The organism is Paucibacter soli (genome assembly GCF_037482845.1).
Lineage (GTDB): Bacteria > Pseudomonadota > Gammaproteobacteria > Burkholderiales > Burkholderiaceae_C > Paucibacter_B > Paucibacter_B soli.
Genome location: NZ_JBBHJW010000001.1, coordinates 107,211 through 125,197, shown reverse-complemented (window position 1 = coordinate 125,197; position 17,987 = coordinate 107,211). Strand labels below are relative to the sequence as shown.

The following is a 17,987-nucleotide window of genomic DNA, read 5'->3' as shown; positions in this document are numbered from 1 at the left end:
CGCTTGGTAATGCCGCTGAGAACTCAATGCCCGGGGTCGACCTCACGCCGCACGCGCGGGTCGACCGAAGAAAAGCAAACCTCGTACCTCGGGGTGCAACCGCCACAGCAGGGCCAGAAACAGCAACTCCACTGCGGCCACCACCAGCCATTGCAACCATCCCGCCAGCCAATGCGGAGCAGCCATGCCCAGCAGGCCTGCCAGCACGCCCGCCAGCAAGGCGCCGGCGCTGCGCAGGGGCCGCAAGGTCTGCCACGGCATTCGCTCGTCGTGATGAATGCCCACCAAGGTCAAGACACACCCGGCGATTATTGCGATGGCCACCAGGCCATACCATCCTGAGAACGAGGCAAGCGGCACTGCAAACGTGGGGGTGGCCGCCAGCACCAGGGTGAGCAGATGCGCGCGCAGCGGCCAGCGCATGCGCCCGCTGGCCAGCGCCAGGTTGAGCGCCGGGTCGGTGAGGCTGTAGATCAGCCAGGGCAGCAGGGCAGCGGCCAAGGCGCTGACGAACATCGGCTCGCCGTGCCCCAGCACCAGCCAGGCAATGCCATGGGCGCTGGCCAGCAGGGTCGAGAACACCGCCAGCGCCGCCACCAGCATCAGCTCGAAGGAGAGCGCGTAGGCGTGCTGGCGCCCCGCGGTGTCGCCGCTGCTGCGCGCCAGCCGTGGCACCAACACCCGCGCCGCCGCAGCCAGCAAGCCGCGCACGCCCTTGCCGATGCGAAAAGCCAGGTCGAAGTAGGACACCGCGGCGAGGCTGCCGCTGCGCGCCAGCGCCAGCTTGATGCAGGCCTCCAGCACCAGATAGCTCAGTACCAGGGCCTGCACCGACAGGCCGTAGCGCAAGGCCTCCCGCAGGATGCGCAGGCTCGGGCGCGGCCGCCACCAGCGCAGGCCCGGCGTGCCGCTTGCCACCAGGGCCAGATTGACGCACAGGAGCAGGGCGTTCTGGAACACGAATGCGGCGGCAGCACCCGCCATGCCCCAAGGCGGCACGGCGGCGATGGTGAGTGCCAGGCCGACGGTGAGCGCCAGCAGGGTGGCGCCGGCACGCGCCACAAAGCGCTGCTGGCCGTCCAGCGCTCCGGCCAGCGCGTCGGCGATGCGGTTCAGCCACAGGCCCGTCAGCACATAGGGCAGCCAATGCTGAGCCTGCGACTGCCGCAGCGTCGTCAGTGCCAGCCAGCGCGACCAGAGCGGGAAGCCGACCCAGGCCAGCAGCAGCGCGAGCCCGGTGAACAAGGTGACCGCAGCGAGCAGGGTTTCCAGGATGCGGGCAGCCTCGCCATCCGTATGGGTCAAGGCCAACCGACGCACCAGCACCTGGTTGAGCCCCAGGTCGGCCATGCAGGCCAGCAGACCCGCTGCCATCAGCGCCAGCCACACGCCCACCGTCTCGGCCCCAAGGCTGCGAATCAGGAAGCTGTAGAGCGCCAGCCCGATCAGGGTCTGCGCCGCGGTGGCCGCCACGGCGGCGCTGGCACTCGCCCACAAGCGCTGGCCCGGGGCGGTGCGCGGGCTCACTGCATGGCCGCCAATTCGCCGTCGAGCAGGGCGTTGGCGATCTCGTCGGCGACCCAGACGCAATGATCGATCTTGCCGGTGAAGACGGTCATGTAGCCGGGTTCCAGCTGGCGAATGATGGATGGGCGCGCATCGGTGTCGTGGCGATGCGCCAGCACCATGCGCGGCCCTTCCAGAAAGCCGGCGAGGCGGGCCTCGGCCAGGGCCGGCACGAAGCGGCAGCAGGCCTGGCGGATGCGCTCGAACAGGGCCGCGCCGTCGACGCCGCGTGCCGGCGAGGTGGCGGTATCGGCCCAAGTCGCGGGCATGTGGCGGCCCACATGTTCGGCCACCACCGAATGGGCGACGTGGTAGAGCAGATAGCGCCCGGTCAGGCCAAACGGCAGCACCGTCATGAAGGGGCCGTCCATGATGGACACGCCCACCGGCGGCTGCGCCCACTCGATCACCGGCACCATGGTGTACTCGTATTGGTACTCGGCCACCGCATGGCCCAGCTGCTCGGTGAGCGAGTTCACATTCGCATAGGTGCAGTTGATGACGGCGTCGAAATCGGCGCTGCGGCGATCGGCCAGCTGCAGGCGGAAACGGCCGCCATGACGCGCAATGCCCAGCACCGCGGCATTGAAGCGCGGTTGTATGCCGGCCTTGTCCAGCTTCTGCATCACCAGGCCGCCCAGTACGGCGCTGTCGTACACCACCTCGTCGCACAGCACACCCAGGTCCACGCCCTGCACCCTGGGCTCGAAGCGGGCCAGGTCGATCAGCTCGTGGCGCAGGCCCATGCGCTGGCAGAAGGCCAGGTACTGCTCGCCGTTCACCAGCGAACCCTCGCTGGCAACGAAGTAGGCGTTCGGAAAGCCGTCCAGGATGCAGGGGGCGAAAGCGTCGCGAAAGCGCTGGAAGCCGCGGATGCTCTGGCGCGCGGTCTCGTCGTCGCGCGGGTAATGGAAGCCCAGGTGCAGGCGGTTCTGGTTGTTGTAGGAGGCACCGCGCAGGGGCTTGGCCTGTTGCTCGTAGATCGTCACCCTGGCGCCTCCGGCCGCCAGCCGCAGCGCCGCCATGGCGCCAAAAATGCCGCAACCGATCACCGCCACCTGCTTAGACATGTGCGCCTCCGTTCAAACGTATGACCTGGCCGTTCAGGTTGGCCCAGGCGGGTTCGCAAAGATTGAGCAGTACGCCGGCCACTTCGGCCGGCGTGGTGAGATGCTGGGTCGGCGTGTTGCGCAAATGGTGGGCACGGCGCTCGGGCGCCATGGCCTCGTACATGGGGCTGTGCTCGATCAGGGCCGGCGCGATCGCGTTGCAGCGGATCTGCGGCGCCAGCCAGGTGGCGAGCGACTTGACGAAGGCGATCAGCGCCGCCTTGGAGGCGGCATAGACCGGGTCGAAACTGCCGCGCTCGCCCGAGATCGAGGCGGTCATCCAGATCTGCGCGCCGGCATTGAAATGCGGCAGCAGGCGCCGCAGCAGCGCCGCCTGGGCCGTGAAGTTGCAGTGCATCACCTCGGCCATCAGGCCATCGTCGTAGGCCTCAAGTGCTTTGCCGGGCAGCATGCCGGCCATGAAGATGGCCACGTCGAGCCGGCCGAAGCCCGGCAGCACGCGGGCCGCGAAGTCGTCCAGCGCCGCTGCGTCCAGCAGATCCAGCGCCGCCAGTTGCGCCCCCTCCGGCGCTTCCGGGAGTGCCTGCAATAGGCCGCTGCGGCTGGTGGCCAGCACCTGCGCGCCCTGGGCCGCGAAGCCGCGCAGCAGGGCCGGGCCGAAGGAGGCCGAGGCGCCGATCAGCAGCACCCGGCGGGTCGGGGTGGGGGCATGGCTCATTCAGTAGGCGTTCTCGTGGGTGAAGCCCCGCACGATGGTGAGGGCGATGATCTTGAGGTCGAACCAGAGCGACCAATGCTCGATGTAGTAGAGGTCGTGCTGCACCCGGCGTTCCATCTTTTCCGGCGTGTCGAGCGCGCCGCGCAGGCCGTTCACCTGGGCCCAGCCGGTGATGCCGGGCTTGACCTTGTGACGCAGCATGTAGCGATCCACCACATCCTTGTACTCGTCGTTGATCTCCACCGGATAGGGGCGCGGGCCGACGATGGACATCTGGCCCTGCAGCACATTGATGAACTGCGGCAGCTCGTCCAGGCTGGTGCGGCGCAGAAAGGCTCCTACCGTGGTGACGCGTGCGTCCTTGCGCGTGGCCAGGGTGTAGGTGCCGGGTGCCTGGTAATGCGGCCGCATGGTGCGGAACTTCCAGACCTCGATGATTTCGTGATGCAGGCCGCGGCGCTGCTGGCGGAACAGCACCGGGCCGGGCGAATCGAGCCGCACCGCCAGCGCCACCATCAGCATCAGCGGGCTGATGAGCAGCAGGATCAGCAGCGCCAGCAGGCGGTCTTCCAGCAGCTTCACGAAGCGGCTGCTGCCCTGCATGGGCGAGGCATTCAGCGCCAGCAGCGGCAGGCCACCCACGTCCTCCAAGGCCTGGTTGAGCATGTAGAACTGGAACACATCCGGCACCAGGCAAACATCCGTGGTGCTGTGGCGCAGCGCGTGCAGGATCTCGCGGATGCGCGCCTCGGCGCGGAAGGGCAGGGCGATCCAGACCTGGTCGATGTGCTGTTCGGCGACGAAGCGCTGCATTTCCTCCACATGGCCAAGAATGGGCAGGCCGTCGTCGGCGTGCAGGCGTTCGAGGCCGCGGTCGTCGAAGTAGCCGACCACGCGTATGCCCAACTCCGGTTTGGCGCGCAGATGCTCGGCAACATAACGGCCAGGTTCGCTGGCGACCGCGATCACCACGGTGCGCTGGTTGTAGCCGCGCCGGCGCAGGCTCGCCAGCACCAGGCGCACCAGCAGGCGCAGGGCCAGGGTGGCGAGCCAGCCCGCCGCCAGCCACAGGGCCAGCCATTTCAGCACCGGCCCATCGAGCTGGTTGCGCATCCAGAAGCTGCCGCCCAGCAGGGCGAGGCTCAGCAGCCAGCCGCCCGAGAGCATCTCGGCCTCGGTGCTCAGGCGCGTGCTGCGGCTGCTACGGTACAAGCCCATCTGCTCGGTGCTGAACAGCAGCAGCAGCATCACCAGCAGCACCGCATCGAGCAGTTCCGGTGCCTGGGCGCGCCCCAGATACGTGAGGTGATGCGCCAGCATGCCGCTGGCGAACACCAGCACCAGATCGCCCAGGCGCTTGAGCAGCGCGACCAGGCCGGCATGATCGTGGAGCAGGCCGCGGGTCTGCATGGTGGCCTCAGCTGCGTGCCCGTGCGATCAGCACGAGGTTGTCGCCGCGGCAGGCGGCGCCGCGTGCCGACCGTGCGTCAGCGCTGGCCGCATAGCTGTGCAGGGCGGGCAGCTGGCCGCTCGCAAGCTCGGCCTGCAGGCCTTGCAGCGAGACCGGGCTGTCGGCCAGCGCCAGCATGCCCGCGCGTGCGCGCCGCAGCACCGGCAACAGGCCGCTGGCGCGCAGCGTCTCGCGCAATCGGTCGCGCAGACGGTCGCGTATCGCGTCGCGCCAGCGCGTCGTCGCCGGCTGCGGCGGATCGTCGTTGGCATAGGTGTAGGCGCGCACCAGCTCGAAGCCGGCTTGTTCGAGCAGGCGGCCGAGATTGGCGCGGTTGAACAAAAAGATGTGAAAGGGGTTGAAGCCCAGCCAGCGCGGCCCCAGCGCGCGGCGCTGATCGGCGTCGGCGTTGGGCGTACCCAGCACCAGCCAGCCGCGCGGCTTGAGCGCCCGACGCATGTCCTGCAGCAGCGCCAGCGGCGCGGGCACATGCTCGATCACATCGGTACAAAGCAGCACCGAGGCGGGCTGGAAGCCTGGCTGCGCCAAGGCCTGGGCCAGCGTGCCGGCATAGACATCCAGGCCGAAACGCTGGCGCGCGAAGTCGGCCGCCGCGGCCGCCAGCTCCACGCCGCGCACCTGCCAACCCTGGGCGCGCAGCTGGGCCAGCAGATAGCCCTTGGCACAGCCGAGCTCCAGCACATCGCGTGCCTCGCAGTAATGGGCCGCCACACCCAGGGTCTGGCTGGCCAGCAGGGCGACGCGGCGCGCCGCATCACGCTCGCGCTCCTGGAACACGTAGTAGTCGGCGTCGTAGAGCCGGGCAATCTCGGCATCGCTGAGCCGCGGCGAGTTGAACAGCAGCCCGCAGCCCGCGCATTCGCGCATCTCGAACAGACCCGGGTAATGCTGGTCGGGGTAGCTGAGGGCATGCAGGAGCCGGCTGTCGCCGCTACCGCAGACCAGGCAAGGCATGTTGACGGCCTGCTTCATGACGCCACCCGGCCTGCCTTGCGCGGCAGCAGCGCTTCGGCTGCGTCCAGCACCTCGTCGACGCCGATCAGGCGCAGGCACAAGCGGTCCTGTGCCTCGCAGCGCACCAGCATGCAGCCGGCGCAGGGCACCTGCTTGCGCAGGATGCGGTGGGGGCTGCCGACCGGATTGGCCATCGGCTCCCATTTGCCGGGCTCGTCGCGCGCCGAGAACAGCGCCACGCAGGGCAGGCCCACGGCCGCTGCCAGATGCATGGTGCCGGTGTCGTTGCCGATGAAGAGCCGGCAGCGCTCCAGCAGGGCGGCCGATTGCCTGACCGACAGGCCACCCGCGGCCTGGGTGCCACGACCCCAGCGCTGTACCAGCCGCGCGGCCAGTTCGACATCCTCGGGGCCGCCGACCAGCACCGGCCAGATGTCGTGGCGCTCGATCAGCGCATGGCCCACCGCCTCGAAGCGCTCGGCCGGCCATTGCTTGGACTGCAGATTGGAGCCCGGCGCAAAGGCGACCCAGGGCCGGCCATCGGCCAGCGGTGCGGCCCGGGCCCGCAGCCATTGCTCGCTGGCGAGCCGATCGGCCGCCTGCAGGGCCAGGTCGCGGCGTGCCAGCGGCAGCGGTGGCGGGCGCACCGGCGTGTCGTGCAGGCGTGCCAGCAGGCGCTCGGCCTCCAGCAGCGGGCGTGCGCTGCCGGCATCGGGCGCGGCGCCCAGCACCCGGCTTATGCCGGCCAGCCGGAAGAACAGCAGATCGCGTCGCACCTGGCCGGGTTCGCGCGCCGAGGGGGGCAGATAGACGGCCAGGTCGAAGCGGCCCGCACGCAGCCGCGCGATCAGCCTGATGGCGCCCCACCATTTGCGCCAGCGCGGCAGGTTGCTGCCGTAGGCATGGTGGTCGCCATCGAACAGCAGGTAGTCGTCGAACAGGCCGCTGCCTTCGAGAATGTCGCGCCCCACCGGGATGCCGCCGCGCGCCGGTCGCTTGGTGAGCATCACGCGGCGCGCCTGCGGAAAGGCATCACGCACCGCCCAGAAGGCCGGCAGTGCCACCAGGGTATCGCCCAGGCTGCCGACATGGAATACGAGCAGCCGCCGTACCGCGCCGGCCTCACCGGCATGCAAACGGCTGCTCTGCGGCAGGGCGGTGGGCGCGTCCATCAGGACACCTGCGGTTTGGCCGCGGGCCGCAGCCGCGTCGGGTCGATGCGCCGGCACCATTTCAGCATCGGCTGTTCGGCATAGCTGAAGCTGCACCAGCCCACCCCCAGGGCCGCAGCCACCGAGCCGGCCAGAAAGAGCAGATGCGCCGGCCAGCCCGCCGCGCCAAACTCGCCCCACAGTCGCCCCAGCACCACCAGCACCATCAGATGGGTGAGGTAGATCGAATAGGCGGCGTCGCCGATCCAGGCCAGGCCCGGTAGCAAGACCTGACCCTGCTGCTGTTCGCGCATCACGATGCCGTAGATGAACAGGGCCGCGGGCAGTCCGAACACCCAGACGCGCCAGAAGTCGCCCACCCAGTATTCGCCGGTCAGGCGGAACCAGGCCGCATAGCCCGCCGCCAGGCCCGCGAGCGCAATGGCGATGCAGGCCGTGGCGCCGCGCTGCGGCCCATGCACCACCGCCCAGGCCACCACCATGCCGAGGATGAACTCCAGGTTGATGGGATTGAACAGCACCCGCTCGAAGGCGCCCTGCAGCGGCCGCGGCGTCTGCAAGCCATAGGCGATCAGGGCCACCGTGACGAACAACCAGGCGCCAATGGCCTTGGGCAGCTGGCGCTCGGGCAGCATCAGCATGGCGCCCAGCACGAGGTAGAAATACAACTCGTGATGCAGGGTCCATGCCACCGGAATCAGGGGCAGGCGAACATCGGGAATCAGCAGCAGCGAGCGCAGCAGATTGACCTCATGGCCTTCCGCCGCGTTGAACAGCGCCGGCACGCTCAGGTACAGCGGCAGCAGCAGCGCGGTGAGCAGCATATAGACCGGATAGACCCTGGAGACACGCGCATAGGCATAGGCGGCGGCGTAGTGGCGCTGGCCGAAATGCCCGAAGGCCAGATAGGTCAGCACGAAGCCGCTCACCACCAGGAAGATATCGACGCCGGCGATGCCGATCGAATTCCAGTCGCCCAGCAACTGCGGGCCATGCGAGTACTTCAGCTCGGTGTGGTGCAGATGCACCATGATGACCAGCAGCACCGCAAAGCCGCGCAGGCTCTGAATGCCGATCAGGCGGGCGGGCGAGGAGGCGGAGCTGCTGGTGGCCACGACACGATCCCTGTACCTTTCACGCATTGCGCCGCCCATCGGGCCGCGGTACGCTGATCAACAAGGGCCGCCGGTGCTGGGCACGGGCGGGCTCGGAGAGGTCGAATTCAGCTTAGCATGGGTGCCCGGAAACACGCCGCGCCGCCGCCTTGCGTTCTTGGGATTGCTGCCATGGCAAAACCTGATCTGCTGGCGGGGCGCGCCGGGCCAGGCGCTTGATTCACTGCTTGTTCAGCGAGGACGCGATTTGCAGGATCCGACAGCTACGCCTCCAGCCCACGCCGTGGCGATGCCACGCGTGACCTTCAGCTCACCGGGCCTGGATTGGCTGATGGTGATACTGCTGCGGCGCTGGCGCTGGATCCTGGCCAGCACGCTGCTGGCGGCCGCGGGGGTGCTGCTGGCCCTGCCCTTTCTGACCAAGCAGTACGAGATCAGCGCGGCACTGCTGTTCAAGCTGGGGCGCGAGCAGGCGCCGCCCTCGGTGTCGGGCACCTCATCGGTGTCGGCGCCCTTCAAGCGCACCGAGGACATCACCTCCGAGGCCGAGATCATCACCAGCCAGGCGCTGGTGGAAAACCTGGTGAATGCGTTCGGCACCGACTACTTCCTGGCGCGCAAGCCGCCCGAGACCATCTGGGAGCACATCAAGTACGCGGCGCGCGCGGTGGTGCGCGGCATCCGCGAGGCCATCGGCGAGTTGATGATTCTGGTCGGGCTGGAGAAGCGGCTCACGCCCTTCGAGAACGTCGTCTCCATGCTGCAGGGCGTGCTCAAGGCCGAGGCGGTGAAGCGTGCGGACGTCATCGAGATCAAGCTCCTGATGGCCGACCAGCAGGCCGGCGTGGATGTCATGAACAAGCTCATCGAGCTCTACCTGGCCGAGCATATACGCGCCTTCCAGACCCCCGGCGCGACGCGCTTCCTGCAGGAGCGCGTGAGCGTGTTGAAGGACGAGCTGGCGAGCCTGGAGGCGCAGCGGCGCGAGTTCAGCCACCAGGCCTCGCTATGGGATCTGGACGAGCAGCGCAAGTCGCTGCTGCTGCAGCAGCGCGAGCTGCGCCAGGCGCTGGCGCGCAGCACCGAGGACATGAGCCGGGTGGCGGCCGAGATCCAGCAGGCCCAGCAGGCCCTCAGCGGCGGGCCCGCCGAGCAGCGCGTCGCGCGCGTCGAGCAATCGAACCCGGTGGCGCAGTCGCTGCAGCAGCGTATCGTCGAGCAGCGCGCCCGGCTGGAGCGCCTACGCCTGGTGTTCGGCGCCGACAGCCGGCGCATCGTCGATGAGGAGGCCGAACTGGCGCAGCTGGAAAAACTGCTGGCGAGCCAGGCCAAGTCGGTCACGCAGAACGAGACCTTTCAAACCAGCGCCGGCTGGCATGAGGCCGAGCGCTCGCTGGTCGAGCGCCGCACCCGCCTGGCCGGCCTGCAGGCCCAGGAGCAGCGCCAGCGCGAGCAGGACCAGCGCCTGGTGGCCGAGCTGGTACGGCTGGACAAATCGGCCGAGCAGTCGCGCCGCATTGCGCGCGAGATTGCGCTGGCCGAGCAGAACTACCAGCTCTACGCACGCAGGCTCGAAGAGGCGCGCATTTCCGATGCGCTCGACAAGGCCGAGATCTCCAATGTCTCGGTCATCGGCAGGCCCACCGCCAGCATCTCGCCGACCCGGCCGCGCGCCAAGCTGCTGTTCTTCGGGGCGCTTGGCGCGGGGCTGCTGGGCAGTTTCGGCTTCTTCGTGCTGGGCCATGCGCTGCGCCCCACCGTACACAGCCGCGAAAAGGCGGCCGCCATCCTGGGCGCGCCGGTGCTCGCACGTCTGCCCGAGGTGCGTACATGAAGTTGCTTGAGTTGCTGCGCACGCCCGCCCTGACCGAGGAATTCGAGCGCTTGCGCCGCGACCTGGCGGCCCGCCACATCGCGGTGGCCGGCGCCAGCGGCGGCGAGGGTGTCAGCAGCGTGGCCGCGCGCCTGGCCTGCAGCCTGGCCGACCAGGGTCAGGTCTTGCTGGCCGAGGGCAATGTGCGCCGCCCCTGCCTGGCGCGTGAGCTGGGGCTACCCGGGCCTGGGCTGCTGGAATGGGATCAACAAGGGCCGCTGCCGGTACAGAGCCTGCCGGGCTTTCCGGGCGTGGCGGTGCTGACGGCCGGCCGCCCGGGTGCGGCCATCGATGCGGCTACGCTGCCGGCGCGGCTGACGGCGGCGGCGCAGCGCGCGCGCCAGGACTATGGCTGGGTGGTGTGGGACACCCCGCCCGCGGCGCGCTACCCCGACCTGCTGGCGCTGGCCGCGCATTGCGAGGGCGTGCTGGTGGTGGTGGAGATGGATCGCAGCCGCATCGACAGCCTGCAGTACCTGCGCGACACGCTGGACCGCGCGCAGCTGCGCGTGCTGGGCAGTCTGCTCAACCGCAGCGGCCGCTACTGGCCACGCGCGCCCAGGGCGCCGCGCGGGCCGGCCACCTTGCCGGGCTGAGGCGGGGCGGCCCATGGATCCCGGCCTGGACGCAAGAGCGCGCTGGCGCATCCTGCTATGGGCGGGCCTGGGCCTGAGCCTGGCCATGCTGCTGACGGTCTTGTCCGGCGGAAGGCCGGTGTTGCTGGCGCTGCCGGCCCTGGTCTTCACCGGGGCGGTGCTGCTGGCACCGCTGCTGGGGCTGGCGCTGACCATCATCACCCACATCATCTGGCTGCTGGGTGCTTACGCGCCGGGCGGCATCAGCCTGCTAGCGCTCTCCAAGCTGTTCACCGGCCTGACCCTGCTGGCCTGGCTGCAGCGCGCCCTGCGCGACCATGTGGCCCTGACCTACGCGCCGCATATGCTGGCCCTGGCGGCATTTGTGTTGGTGGTGCTGCTGGCGCCGGTGCTGACGCCGGCCTTTGCGGATGGCCTGATCGGCATCGGCAAGTACCTGATGATGGTCTTGCCCTATTTCCTGGTTGCCAATCTGGCGCTGACGCGGCGCGCGCTCAGGGTGGTGGCCATCGCGATCTCCGCGGCGGCCACGCTGGCGGCCCTGCTGGCCCTGGTGGAGCGTTTTCTGCCGGGCGTCAGCCTGAACTTCGGTGAGGGCATCAATCTGGGCGCGCATACCGACGCGGCCTCGCTGGACGGCGGCCTGGCGATCAAGCGCGTCACCGGTGGCATTGGCGATGCCAATTGGTTCAGCTACACCATGGTCACGGCGCTGCCGCTGTGCCTGTACTGGTTCATCGCCTTCCGCGCCTGGTGGGTGCGCCTGGCCGCGGTGGCGATGGCGCTGCTGCAGGCGGTGGGGGTGCTGCTGTCCTACACCCGCACGCCCTTGATAGGCCTGGCCGGTGCCCTGCTGTTCCTGCTCTGGAAGCGGCGCCTGCCCTTGCTGCCGGTGCTGGTACTGGGCACGGTGCTGGGCTTGTCGGCGCCGCTATGGCTGCCCGATGGCCTGCTGGACCGCTTCTTCTCCGAGAAATACCTGCGCGAGGGCAGCACGCCGATGCGGCGCGAGATCTTCGGCATGGCGGTGCAGCTGATCGAGATGCGGCCCCTGCTGGGCCATGGCTACCAGCAGTTCGGCCCGCAGTTCATCCAGCATTCCAAGACCGAGATGGGGCTGGAATGGGAGCGCCGCGACGAGGAAGGCTCCGAGCCCGCCCACCTGCTGCGCGCCCACAACCTCTATCTGGACGTGTGGGTGATGCATGGGCTGATCGGGCTGTTGCCGCTGCTGATCTTCTACGCCCTGCTGCTGCGCGAGCTGGGCCAGGTGGTGGCCAGCGGCCCGCCGCCCGAGGCCGAACTGGCGCTGGCCCTGATGGCCTGCCTGATTTCCTTCTACCTTTGCGGGCTGGGCGGGCATTCGCAGGAACTGAAGATCTTCTGGGTCATGGCCGGCCTCGCCGCGGCGCTGCGCCGTGTGGCCTACGGCGGTGCGGTCGAAAGCCAATCCACATAACTAGACACGCCAGCGTCCACATCCATGAAGGGCAGCTGGCAGCCGGCGCCGCGCAGCGCGCCCAGATCGGCCTGGGTATGGCATTGGTACTTGCCCGCCAGCGCGGCCGGGAAGGGCTGGTAGCGCAGCAGGCCCTGGGCCACCAGCTCGGCCAGCGGCAGGGGGGGCAGGCCGGCGGCGCGGCGGCAGCCGTTCAGCACCGCGCGCGCCACGTCGTTGAAGGGCTGGGCCCGGCCGCTGCCGACATTGAAGATGCCACTGCACTGCGCATGCGCCAGAAACCAGAGGTTGACCGCGACCACGTCGTCGACGTGCACAAAATCGCGCTGTTGCTGGCCGGGCGCATAGCCACCGTAGTCGCCGAACAGCTGGACCCAGCCCTGGCTGCGGTATTGCTGGAACTGGTGAAATGCCACCGAGGCCATGCGGCCCTTGTGCTGCTCATGCGGGCCGTAGACATTGAAGTAGCGCAGCCCCACCAGCTGCGCCGAGCTGGCGGACAGACGGCGCCGCACCACCTCGTCGAACAGCAGTTTGGAATAGCCGTAGACGTTCAGCGGCGCTTCATGCGCCGGCGCCTCCACAAACACCGCGCCGCCGCCGTAGACCGCCGCCGAGGAAGCGTAGATCAGGCGCGTGTCCTGGCGCGCGCAGGCATCCAGCAGATCCTTGGAGCAGCGGTAGTTGCTGGCCATCATCAGGCGGCCGTCGTGCTGCATGGTGTCTGAGCAGGCGCCCTGGTGGAACACCACATCGAAGTGGCCCAGCTCGCCGCGCGCAAAGCGGGGGTAGAACTCGTCGCGGTCGAAATAGTCCTCCAGCTGGCAGCCGCGCAGATTGATGAATTTGCTGCCGTCGCTGAGCTCGTCCACCGCCACCACATCGACGATACCCAGCCGATTCAGTCCGCGCACCAGGCTGCTGCCGATGAAGCCGGCCGCGCCGGTGACCGCCACGCGCATGCCGCGCGGCCTCATCCGAACAGCTCCGCATAACTGACCCCGGCGGTGCCGAACTTGCCCACCACCAGGCCGCCGGCGCGGTTGGCGATTGGCAGCGCCTGGCGCAGGCTCAGGCCCGCCGCCAGCATGCAGGCCAGGACGGCGATCACGGTGTCGCCGGCGCCGGTCACGTCGTAGACCTCGCGTGCCACCGCTGGCACGTCGAGGCGACCCTCGGCGTCGAACAAGCTCATGCCCTCCTCGGCGCGCGTCATCACCAGGGCTTCTAGCCCCAAGCGCTCGCGCAGGGCCTGGGCGCGTTCGGCCAGCGCGGCCTCGTCCTTCCATGCGCCCACCACCTGGGCCAGCTCGGCCTTGTTGGGGGTCAGTACGCTGGCCCCCGCGTAGGGCGTGTAGTCGCTGCCCTTGGGGTCGACCAGCACCGCCTTGCCGGCCGCGCGCGCCAGCTCGATCATGCGCGGCAGATGGGTCAGACCGCCCTTGCCATAGTCGGAGCACAGCACCGCGTCGTGCTCGGCCAGGGCCTGGGTGTAGCGATCGAGCAGACGCAGCAGCAGCTCGCCGGGCGGCTGGTTCTCGAAGTCCAGCCTGATCAATTGCTGGGCGCGTCCGATGATGCGCAGCTTGACGGTGGAATGCAGCAGCGGGTCGAGTTCCAGCTCGGCCTGGATGCCGGCCTTGGCCAAGAGTTCGCGCAGGTGCTGGCCCGGCTCGTCGCTGCCCAGCACCGTCAGCAGGGTGGCCTGGGCGCCCAGGGTCACCACATTGAGCGCGGCGTTGGCCGCGCCGCCCAGGCGCTCCTCGTCGCGCGTGATGCGCACCACCGGCACCGGCGCCTCGGGCGAGATGCGGTCCACCGCACCAAACCAGTAGCGGTCCAGCATGGCATCGCCCACCACCATGACCCTGGCGGCCTGGACCACGGACTGGCTCGGATCGAGGTTCTCCATCACGGCACACCTTCCCTTGGTGACGGGCGCAGCGTTTCAGGGCGCGATGATTCTGGCGTTGTTGGTGTAGTAAATCATGCTGAAGCCCAGATTGCGCCACAGCGGCACGATGTTGCCGACATAGCGCCCGAAGAAATCTGCCAGACCGGCGATGCGGGTCTGCGGCACGAACACCACATCCATCGGCTGCAGCTGCACATCACCCAGCGCAGCGGGCTGACCGTCCATCAAGGCCTTCATGTCCAGCATGATGAACTCCGGGCCGTTCTCGCCCTTGTAGCGCAGCACCACGACGTTGCGGGTCTCGGCGTCCCGGGTGAAGAAACCGGCGCGCGCCACGGCCTGCAGCGCCGTCAGGTCGCCCTGCATGATGAGTTCGCCGGGTTGGCGCACCTCGCCGGCGACGAACACGCGCTGCGGGCCGAACTGGCGCACGATCACCGTGACCAGGGGCTCGCGCAGCAGCTTGCCGTAGCGCTCGCGCAGCAATTGCTCAAGCTCCCCCGGGCTGCTGCCAGTGACTTGCAGTTCGCCCACCAGTTGCAGCGAGATCTTGCCGTCCGGGCGTACCACCACGGTTTCGTTCAACTCGGGGCTGTAGAAGAGTTTGACTTCGAAACTGTCGCCGGGCTGCAGCAGGTAGCGGCGCGCCGTGCCGGACTCGACCCCCGAGGCGGCCGGCGCCGGCGCCGCCAGGGACGCCGTGGCCGATGCCGGGCCCACCGGGTAGGAGGTGTTGACGCAGCCGCTGCCGGCGCAGGCCAGCAGGCAGATGATCAAGGCGCGCAGCAACAGGGCGGTCAGGTTTGGGGTCATGCGGCTCACCAATGCACTTGGGGGTCAGACCTTGCCGATGGCTAGATGATGCCTGATAGCGCGGCGGCGCAGGCCGCCAGATCCGGGTACACGGCATCGGCCTGGGCGATGTCGGTCTCGCTGAGCGCATGGCCGCTGCGAACCAGGAAGCAGCGACCCACGCCGGCGGCGCGGCCGGCCTGGATGTCCGAGGCCTTGTCGCCCACCAGGATGGAGGCCGGCAGATCCAGCCGCAGCTGTTCGGCCAGACGCAGCAGCATGCCGGGCGCGGGCTTGCGGCAGTCGCATTGGCTGCGCCACTGCGGCACCGGTGCGTCGGGCAGGTGCGGGCAATGCGCGCTGCCCGCCAGCGCGATGCCGTGCCGCGCTAGTTCGTCCTGCAGGTGCTTGGCCAGACGCAGGTAGTCGGCCTCGCTGTAGAGGCCGCGCGCGATGCCCGACTGGTTGGTGATCACGGCGAGCGCATAGCCCTGATCCTGCAGCGCCCGCAGGCCTTGCAGCGCGCCGGGCAGGAACTCGAAGTCCTGCACCCGGTAGACATAGCCGCTGTCGCGGTTGATGACGCCGTCGCGATCCAGCAAGGCCGCCTTGCGCAAGCCCGTCATGGCGCCTCGGCTCGGATGCGCTCCACCAGGGCGCTGGTGGAATAGCCCTCCACGAAGTTCAGCGCCAAGGCGTGCCCGCCCCAGCTGCGCACCAGGCGGGTCTCCTCCAGGGCCTCGATGTCGTAGTCACCGCCCTTGACGTAGATGTCGGGGTGCACCACTTGCAGCAGCGCGAAGGGGGTGTCCTCGTCGAACAGCATCACCGCATCCACGCAGGCCAGCGCCGCCAGCACCAGGGCGCGATCGATGTCGCGATTGAGCGGGCGGCCAGGGCCCTTGTGCAGACGGCGCGCGGACGCATCGCTGTTGACGGCCACCAGCAGGCTCTGGCCCAGCGCGCGCGCGGCGGCCAGGTAGCTCACATGGCCACGATGCAGGATGTCGAACACGCCATTGCTGAACACCAGCGGCCGCGGCAGCTCACGCAGACGCTCGGCGCTCAAGGCCCCGCGGATGAGTTTGTGGTCCATCGCGCCAAAGTGTAGTGCGGGGGGCGTTGGCACAGGCCTGCGTTGCTAGGGGCTTGTATGCCCCTGGGGCGCTGGGCAAGATGGACCGCTAGGCTCGCTACCGGTGCTGCCATGACCACGCTGTTTCTCGACAACCTGGACGAACACCGCGCCCTGTTTGCCTCGCTGCACAGCCTGGAGCCAGCGGTGAGCGCGGCGGCCGAGATGCTGGCGGCCTGCCTGCGCGACGGTGGCAAGCTGATGTTCTGCGGCAATGGCGGATCGGCCGCCGACAGCCAGCACCTCGCGGCCGAGCTGACCGGTCGCTTCATGCGTGAGCGCCGGCCGCTGGCCGCCTTGGCGCTCTCCACCGATACCTCGGCCCTGACCTGCATCGCCAACGACTACGCCTTCGATCAGGTGTTCGCGCGCCAGTTGCAGGCGCTGGGCCGGCCGGGCGATTGTCTGGTGGCCATCTCCACCTCGGGCAACTCGGCCAATGTGATCGCCGCGGTGCAAGCGGCGCACGGCCTGGGCATCCGCGCGGTGGGGCTGCTGGGTCGCGATGGCGGCAGGCTGCGCGCGCTCTGCAGCGTTTCCGTGGTGGTGCCCAGCCCCACGACGGCGCGCATCCAGGAGGCGCATATCCTGATCGGCCACAGCTGGTGCGGGATGATCGAGCAGGCCTTGGGCCTGGCCGGGGCCGGCTGACCCCGTCGCGGGCGCAGCTGCCCGATTTCCGCCCCGTGCAGCAATTCACGCCAGGCGCCGCAGCGTAAGGCCGGGACCCCTCCTGGTTAACAGCTGCTTGCAAATGGCGCCCATGCGGGCGGCCTGCGCCCGAATAATTGCACCCATGCCCTGCGGCGCGAGCCGGCCTGGAACGGATCCCCAGCCGAATCGACCTAGCCCCAGCCGGCGTTCCCCACCTCGATGATTTTTTGTTCCGGTCTTGCACCGGTTTGGCCTGGCTTTGTCTTGCGAGTAGTACCCATGCATTCGACGCCCCTTCGTTCCGCCCCCTTTCTTGTTCCCGCAGCCATGGTGCTGTCGGCCGTGTTGAGCGCCTGCGGTGGCGGCGGTGGTGCTGATGATCAGCCACAGACCCTGAAGGTGGAGGCCGCGGCCGAGCTGCCGGCAGCCGCAGCAACGACCGTGGACACTGGCCCGACCATGCAGGCTCAGGCCTGGCGCCCGAAGGCACCGGTGGCGCCCAGCACGGTCAAGTTCGCCAGCCCGGGCTGGTCCACCTGGAGCAAGAACCTCAAGCCGGTGTTTTCCGGCCCCTACAACCTGATCGGCGATCCCAGCGTGGTGCGCGACGGTAGCCAGCTGCGCATGGCCTACAACTGCTACGACCCGATGCGCCACCAGGGTGCCGTGTGCGAGGCCCTGTCCAGCGACGGCCTGAACTGGAGCGATGCGCCGCTCAACGACGGCATTGCCGGCCGCCTGATCCAGAGCCGGCCGGGCGCATGGGACGATACCCACGAGACCCCGCTGATCATCAAGCGCGGCACCGAGACACTGCTGTACTTCTCGGGCTATGTGAACAAGGGCGGTTTCGTCAACTCCTTCCCCGCCTATGTGGGCCTGGCCACCTCTACCGATGGCCTGAACTTCACGCGCTATGGCAGCGAACCCGTCATCAAGACCACGCCCGGTGGCTATGACAACGACGCTGTCTTCAGCCCCAGCATCGTCGAGCACGAGGGCCAACTGGTGATGATCTACACCGGCCACTGCTGGACCAACTGCCCGAACGGCGCCGGCGTGTTCCTGCTCGCCGCCACCTCCATCGACGGCCGCACATGGACCAAGCTGCCCAAGCCGATCATGAGCAAGGCCGATGTGTCCATCGCCAAGGACGGCGTGGCCGAGGCCGACATCGTCAAGGGCCCGGACGGCTTCTTCTACCTCTTCATGACCCTGCTGCAGGGCGACGCACCGCACCAGATCGGCGTGGCGCGCTCAGCCACCCCCTACGGCCCCTGGGACATCAACCCCACGCCCATCCTGAGCGGCACGGCCGGCGAGTTCGATGCCAAGGGCGTGGTGGCGCCGACGGTGCTGATCGAGGGCGGCAAGGTACGCATGTGGTTCCACGGCTTTGGCGATAGCACCATCCGCATCGGCTACGCCGAGGCTGCCTGGCCGTTGCGCCAGCCCTGAGCGCCAGAACAATAGAAAAAGCCCCGCGGGTCTGAGACC

At 68.9% G+C, this 17,987-nt stretch carries 17 protein-coding genes; 5 read left to right on the top strand and 12 right to left on the bottom strand.

The window, feature by feature from the left end; translation table 11 throughout:
* Positions 1–42 precede the first annotated feature (42 nt).
* Genes WG898_RS00595 through WG898_RS00565 form a run of 7 tightly spaced genes read right to left on the bottom strand, consistent with a single transcriptional unit; the run spans position 43 to position 8,066 of the window.
* Positions 43–1,527, bottom strand: coding sequence for a lipopolysaccharide biosynthesis protein (locus WG898_RS00595; RefSeq protein WP_339600843.1), 1,485 nt, complete (start codon positions 1,525–1,527; stop codon positions 43–45).
* Positions 1,524–2,636: an FAD-dependent oxidoreductase gene (locus tag WG898_RS00590; protein ID WP_339600842.1), complete on the bottom strand. Its 1,113-nt coding sequence runs from the start codon at positions 2,634–2,636 to the stop codon at positions 1,524–1,526. Before WG898_RS00590 ends, WG898_RS00595 begins: the two co-directional genes overlap by 4 nt.
* Positions 2,629–3,354, bottom strand: a complete 726-nt coding sequence (locus tag WG898_RS00585; RefSeq protein ID WP_339600841.1) for an SDR family NAD(P)-dependent oxidoreductase — start codon at positions 3,352–3,354, stop codon at positions 2,629–2,631. Before WG898_RS00585 ends, WG898_RS00590 begins: the two co-directional genes overlap by 8 nt.
* Positions 3,355–4,764 carry an undecaprenyl-phosphate glucose phosphotransferase gene (locus tag WG898_RS00580; RefSeq protein WP_339600840.1) on the bottom strand — a complete coding sequence of 470 codons (1,410 nt, stop codon included), beginning with the start codon at positions 4,762–4,764 and terminating at the stop codon, positions 3,355–3,357.
* A gap of 7 nt (positions 4,765–4,771) precedes the next feature.
* Positions 4,772–5,797 carry a class I SAM-dependent methyltransferase gene (locus WG898_RS00575; protein ID WP_339600839.1) on the bottom strand — a complete coding sequence of 342 codons (1,026 nt, stop codon included), beginning with the start codon at positions 5,795–5,797 and terminating at the stop codon, positions 4,772–4,774.
* Positions 5,794–6,951: a glycosyltransferase family 9 protein gene (locus WG898_RS00570; protein WP_339600838.1), complete on the bottom strand. Its 1,158-nt coding sequence runs from the start codon at positions 6,949–6,951 to the stop codon at positions 5,794–5,796. The genes WG898_RS00575 and WG898_RS00570 overlap by 4 nt, the downstream gene beginning before the upstream one ends.
* Positions 6,951–8,066 carry an acyltransferase family protein gene (locus WG898_RS00565; protein WP_339600837.1) on the bottom strand — a complete coding sequence of 372 codons (1,116 nt, stop codon included), beginning with the start codon at positions 8,064–8,066 and terminating at the stop codon, positions 6,951–6,953. Before WG898_RS00565 ends, WG898_RS00570 begins: the two co-directional genes overlap by 1 nt.
* A gap of 289 nt (positions 8,067–8,355) precedes the next feature.
* Between WG898_RS00565 and WG898_RS00560 the strand changes: the two genes are divergently transcribed.
* Genes WG898_RS00560 through WG898_RS00550 form a run of 3 tightly spaced genes read left to right on the top strand, consistent with a single transcriptional unit; the run spans position 8,356 to position 11,994 of the window.
* Complete coding sequence (locus WG898_RS00560; RefSeq protein ID WP_339600836.1) at positions 8,356–9,900, top strand: GumC family protein; 1,545 nt, start codon at positions 8,356–8,358, stop codon at positions 9,898–9,900.
* Positions 9,897–10,535, top strand: a complete 639-nt coding sequence (locus WG898_RS00555; RefSeq protein ID WP_339600835.1) for a tyrosine-protein kinase family protein — start codon at positions 9,897–9,899, stop codon at positions 10,533–10,535. Before WG898_RS00560 ends, WG898_RS00555 begins: the two co-directional genes overlap by 4 nt.
* Positions 10,536–10,548: 13 nt before the next feature.
* The gene (locus WG898_RS00550; RefSeq protein WP_339600834.1) at positions 10,549–11,994 is read left to right on the top strand and encodes an O-antigen ligase family protein; all 1,446 of its coding nucleotides are present in this window, start codon (positions 10,549–10,551) and stop codon (positions 11,992–11,994) included.
* Here the strand turns inward: WG898_RS00550 and rfaD are convergent.
* From rfaD to rfaE2, 5 genes are read right to left on the bottom strand one after another with little or no spacing between them, the layout of a single operon-like run.
* The gene (gene rfaD / locus WG898_RS00545) at positions 11,961–12,956 is read right to left on the bottom strand and encodes an ADP-glyceromanno-heptose 6-epimerase (protein WP_339601596.1); all 996 of its coding nucleotides are present in this window, start codon (positions 12,954–12,956) and stop codon (positions 11,961–11,963) included. The two genes, WG898_RS00550 and rfaD, sit on opposite strands and share 34 nt — an antisense overlap.
* 11 nt (positions 12,957–12,967) lie before the next feature.
* Positions 12,968–13,906 (bottom strand): D-glycero-beta-D-manno-heptose-7-phosphate kinase, encoded by a 939-nt coding sequence (rfaE1, locus tag WG898_RS00540; RefSeq protein ID WP_339600833.1) that lies wholly within the window; start codon positions 13,904–13,906, stop codon positions 12,968–12,970.
* 36 nt (positions 13,907–13,942) lie between these two features.
* Positions 13,943–14,722: a polysaccharide biosynthesis/export family protein gene (locus WG898_RS00535; protein ID WP_339600832.1), complete on the bottom strand. Its 780-nt coding sequence runs from the start codon at positions 14,720–14,722 to the stop codon at positions 13,943–13,945.
* Between the two features lie 41 nt (positions 14,723–14,763).
* A complete protein-coding gene (gmhB, locus tag WG898_RS00530) occupies positions 14,764–15,327 on the bottom strand; it encodes a D-glycero-beta-D-manno-heptose 1,7-bisphosphate 7-phosphatase (protein WP_339600831.1) in 564 nt (187 codons plus the stop codon).
* Positions 15,324–15,797, bottom strand: a complete 474-nt coding sequence (rfaE2, locus tag WG898_RS00525; RefSeq protein WP_339600830.1) for a D-glycero-beta-D-manno-heptose 1-phosphate adenylyltransferase — start codon at positions 15,795–15,797, stop codon at positions 15,324–15,326. Before rfaE2 ends, gmhB begins: the two co-directional genes overlap by 4 nt.
* Positions 15,798–15,908: 111 nt before the next feature.
* On the opposite strand from rfaE2, the gene WG898_RS00520 reads away from it, so the two are divergent.
* Both WG898_RS00520 and WG898_RS00515 read left to right on the top strand, forming a co-directional pair.
* Positions 15,909–16,487: a D-sedoheptulose-7-phosphate isomerase gene (locus tag WG898_RS00520; protein WP_339600829.1), complete on the top strand. Its 579-nt coding sequence runs from the start codon at positions 15,909–15,911 to the stop codon at positions 16,485–16,487.
* Between the two features lie 330 nt (positions 16,488–16,817).
* Positions 16,818–17,948, top strand: coding sequence for a glycoside hydrolase family protein (locus WG898_RS00515; RefSeq protein WP_339600828.1), 1,131 nt, complete (start codon positions 16,818–16,820; stop codon positions 17,946–17,948).
* Positions 17,949–17,987: the final 39 nt, after the last annotated feature.

Bases quoted from the DNA above. Each gene is read 5' to 3' on its own strand.
- WG898_RS00590 (WP_339600842.1), bottom strand. From the start codon at position 2,636: ATGTCTAAGCAGGTGGCGGTGATCGGTTGCGGCATTTTTGGCGCCATG.
- WG898_RS00585 (WP_339600841.1), bottom strand. From the start codon at position 3,354: ATGAGCCATGCCCCCACCCCGACCCGCCGGGTGCTGCTGATCGGCGCC.
- WG898_RS00580 (WP_339600840.1), bottom strand. From the start codon at position 4,764: ATGCAGACCCGCGGCCTGCTCCACGATCATGCCGGCCTGGTCGCGCTG.
- WG898_RS00575 (WP_339600839.1), bottom strand. From the start codon at position 5,797: ATGAAGCAGGCCGTCAACATGCCTTGCCTGGTCTGCGGTAGCGGCGAC.
- WG898_RS00570 (WP_339600838.1), bottom strand. From the start codon at position 6,951: ATGGACGCGCCCACCGCCCTGCCGCAGAGCAGCCGTTTGCATGCCGGT.
- WG898_RS00560 (WP_339600836.1), top strand. From the start codon at position 8,356: ATGCCACGCGTGACCTTCAGCTCACCGGGCCTGGATTGGCTGATGGTG.
- WG898_RS00555 (WP_339600835.1), top strand. From the start codon at position 9,897: ATGAAGTTGCTTGAGTTGCTGCGCACGCCCGCCCTGACCGAGGAATTC.
- WG898_RS00550 (WP_339600834.1), top strand. From the start codon at position 10,549: ATGGATCCCGGCCTGGACGCAAGAGCGCGCTGGCGCATCCTGCTATGG.
- rfaD (WP_339601596.1), bottom strand. From the start codon at position 12,956: ATGCGCGTGGCGGTCACCGGCGCGGCCGGCTTCATCGGCAGCAGCCTG.
- rfaE1 (WP_339600833.1), bottom strand. From the start codon at position 13,906: ATGGAGAACCTCGATCCGAGCCAGTCCGTGGTCCAGGCCGCCAGGGTC.
- WG898_RS00535 (WP_339600832.1), bottom strand. From the start codon at position 14,722: ATGACCCCAAACCTGACCGCCCTGTTGCTGCGCGCCTTGATCATCTGC.
- gmhB (WP_339600831.1), bottom strand. From the start codon at position 15,327: ATGACGGGCTTGCGCAAGGCGGCCTTGCTGGATCGCGACGGCGTCATC.
- rfaE2 (WP_339600830.1), bottom strand. From the start codon at position 15,797: ATGGACCACAAACTCATCCGCGGGGCCTTGAGCGCCGAGCGTCTGCGT.
- WG898_RS00520 (WP_339600829.1), top strand. From the start codon at position 15,909: ATGACCACGCTGTTTCTCGACAACCTGGACGAACACCGCGCCCTGTTT.
- WG898_RS00515 (WP_339600828.1), top strand. From the start codon at position 16,818: ATGGTGCTGTCGGCCGTGTTGAGCGCCTGCGGTGGCGGCGGTGGTGCT.